The following is a 3208-nucleotide window of genomic DNA, read 5'->3' as shown; positions in this document are numbered from 1 at the left end:
AGGAGGAGGCGTTGTTGGGGGTCGGTGGCGATGGCCTCGCGGGGGGAGATCCCGAAGAACTCGGCGTCGAACTCCGCCGCGTCGTGCAGGAAGCCACCTTCGATCGCGTAGGTCTTCCCGGGCTTGCCCGGCTCGGGATCGAAGATCTCCTCGACGTTCCAACCGCGGTCGGTGGGGAACGCCGAGACGCCGTCCCGTCCGTTGACCAACAACTCCCACAACTGTTCCGGGGTCGTGACGCCGCCGGGGAAGCGGCAGCTCATGCCGACGATCGCGATGGGCTCGTCGGGGACGCTGTCGGGCGCCACCACGGGGGCGGCTGCCGGGGTCGCGTCGCCGAAGAGCGTGTCGTCGAGGTGGTCGGCGAGTGCCTGGGGCGTCGGATAGTCGAAGACGAGCGTGGCCGGCAGCCGCAGCTCCGTCGCCTGGTTCAGCCGGTTGCGCAACTCCACCGCCGACAGCGAGTCGAAACCGATCTCGGTGAACGCCCGCGCGGGGTCCACGGAGCTCGGGCCGTCGTGGTGCAGCACCCCGGCGATGTGCGTCCGGACCAGGTCCAACACCGCCCGTCCACGTTCCGCCGGGTCCAGTCCGCCCAGTCGGGTCACCGCCTGCGGACCCGAGGGCGTCCGTGTCCCGGTGTGCGCGGTGGGCCTGATCGGGGCGGCGGCCCGCAGGTTCGCGGTGAGCGGCTGGGCGGGGTGGCGGGGGTTGATCCCGACCGGGAGGAGCGCGGGGCGGCGCGAGGCGAGCGCCGCGTCGAACCGGGACAGGTTCTGCGCGGTGGTCAGATGGCGGAGCGGACCGCTGTCGAGACGGGCGAGGTCACCCGGGGTGAGTCGGGCGCCCATGCCCCGGTCCGTGTTCCACAGGCCCCAGCCGAGGGAGTGGGCGGGTAGGCCGTTCGCCGCGCGGTGGTGGGCGAGGGCGTCGAGGAAGGCGTTGGCGGCGGCGTAGTTGGCCTGTCCCGCTCCGTCCAGGGTGGCGGCGGCGCTGGAGTAGAGGACGAAGTGGGTGAGGTCCAGGCCGGCCGTCGCCCGGTGCAGGTACCAGGCGGCGTCGGCCTTGGGGGCGAGCACGGTGTCGAGGTGGGCGGCGGTCTGGTTGGCGAGCACGGCGTCCTCGACGACACCCGCCGTGTGGATGACGCCCCTGAGCTGAGGCAACCCGCCCACCAACTCGGTGACCTGGGTCGGGTCGCTCACGTCGCAGGCGTGGACGGTGACGTGGGCACCCAGGTCGGTGAGGTGTCGGACGAGCCCGTCCGCATGGGGCGCGCTCGGGCCCCCACGGCTGGCGAGGGCGAGGCTCCGCACGCCGTGGTGGGTGACCAGGTGTTCCGCGGCGAGGGCGGCGAGTCCACCGGTGCCACCGGTGATGAGGAGGGTGTCCTCCGCTGCCCAGGCCCCGAAACCGGTCCTCGGAAAGCCGTCGGTGGGGTCGTCACCGGCCGTCACGCGTGCCAGCCGGGGGACCCGGAACGTGCCGCTCCGCAGCGCGAGTTCGGGCTCGTCCGTCGAGAGCGCCGCCAGCAGAGCGGACGGTGCGCACGGCACGCCGTCCCAGTCCAGCAGGGTGAAGCGGCCGGGGTGTTCGGCCTGCGCCGAGCGCACCAGCCCCCACACCGTGGCACCCGCCAGGTCCACGGACTCTCCGGAACCGTCCGGGTGATCGACCGCGCCCCGGGTGACCACCACGAGCCGGGACGAGGCGAACCGGTCCTCGACCAGCCACTGCTGGAGCACCTCCAGCACCCCGCTGGTGACCTCCCGGACCCGGCCCGGCACGTCGACGCTCCCGGTCCCCGGACGGCAGGTCAGCACGACGGTCTCCGGCACGGGTCCCGGGGCCTCGGCGAGGGTCCTCGGATCCGCGTGGACCACGGCGCCGGTCCACTCCTCCCACGGGCCGGCGTCGCATCCCAGCACTGCCCACTCACCGGCCGCCGAAGTCGTGCGGCCCGCGTCGACGGGAAGGGCGTCCCACTCCACCGCGTAGAGACGGGAGTCCTCGCCGGTTCCCGCCGCGGCGATCCTCGCGGCCGACATCGGACGCATGACCAACCGGTCCACCTCGGCGACGGGTTGACCCGCGGGGTCGCTCAGGAGCAGCCGTAGGCTGTCCTCCCCCGACCTGCTGATGCGCACGCGCAGGGTGGTCGCACCGGTCGCGTGGAGGGAGACACCGCTCCAGACGAACGGCAGCACGGTCCGCTCGTCCCGGGGGCCGACCTCACCGAGGTCCGTGGCGTGCAGGGCCGCGTCGAGGAGCGCCGGGTGGAGTGCGAAGGCGACTGCCTCCTCGTGTGCCGGCGCGGGCAGTGACACCTCGGCGAAGACCTCGTGGCCCTGTCGCCACGCGGCCTTGAGCCCCTGGAAGACGGGCCCGTAGTCGTATCCCCGGGCGGCGAGTTCGGCGTAGGTGTCGTCGAGGGCCAGGGGCGTGGCGCCCGGAGGCGGCCAGGAGGTCGAGGCGAAGTCGGCGTTCGGTGCCGGGACCTCGGACGCGAGCGTGCCCGTGGCGTGCAGGGTCCACTCGCCGTCATCGGTGATGTCGCCGTGCGGTCGGGAGTGGATGGTGACCGAGCGGTCGGCGCGCGAGGTCTGGACCCTGAGGTCGGTGAACGCGTCGGGGCGGAGTGCGAGCGGGGCGTGGAGGGTGAGTTCCGCCAGGTGGGGGGCTCCGGTGTGGTGCCCGGCGTGCAGGGCCAGTTCCACGAAGGCGGTGCCGGGCAGCAGGGGAGTGCCCGTGATCGTGTGGTCGTCCAGCCAGGGGTGACTCCGGGTGCCGATGCGGCCGGTCAGGATGGTGGAGTCGCTCCCGGGAGCGTTGACCAGCGCGCCCAGCAGGGGGTGGTCGGCGGAGAGCTGCCCCAGCGCCGAGACGTCTGCGTCCTCGGCCCCCGCCAACCAGTACCGCTGTCGTTGGAAGGGGTAGGTGGGGAGGTCTACGGGCTGGGTGTGGGTGTGGGGGGTGTGGGTGGTCCAGGTGATGGGGTGGCCGTGGGTCCAGAGGTGGGCGAGCGTGGTGAGGGTGTGGTGGGGTTCGGGTTTGTTGCGGTGGAGGAGGGCGTGGGTGTGGGTGTGGTCGGGGAGAAGTGGGGTGGTGAGGGCGGTGAGGGTGGTGTCGGGTCCGATTTCGAGGTAGCGGGTGACGCCGTCTTCGGTGAGGGTGTGGATGGCGTCGGTGAAGTGGACGGTTTCGTGGA

Annotated in this window: 1 protein-coding gene; it reads right to left on the bottom strand. The window is 72.9% G+C overall.

The window, feature by feature from the left end; genetic code table 11:
• On the bottom strand, positions 1-3208 hold a 3208-nt coding region (locus ABT092_RS30810), incomplete at both ends, for a type I polyketide synthase (RefSeq protein WP_351249795.1).

The organism is Streptomyces sp. NPDC002490, assembly GCF_040296045.1.
Lineage (GTDB): Bacteria > Actinomycetota > Actinomycetes > Streptomycetales > Streptomycetaceae > Streptomyces.
This window is presented reverse-complemented; position numbering and strand designations above follow the sequence as displayed.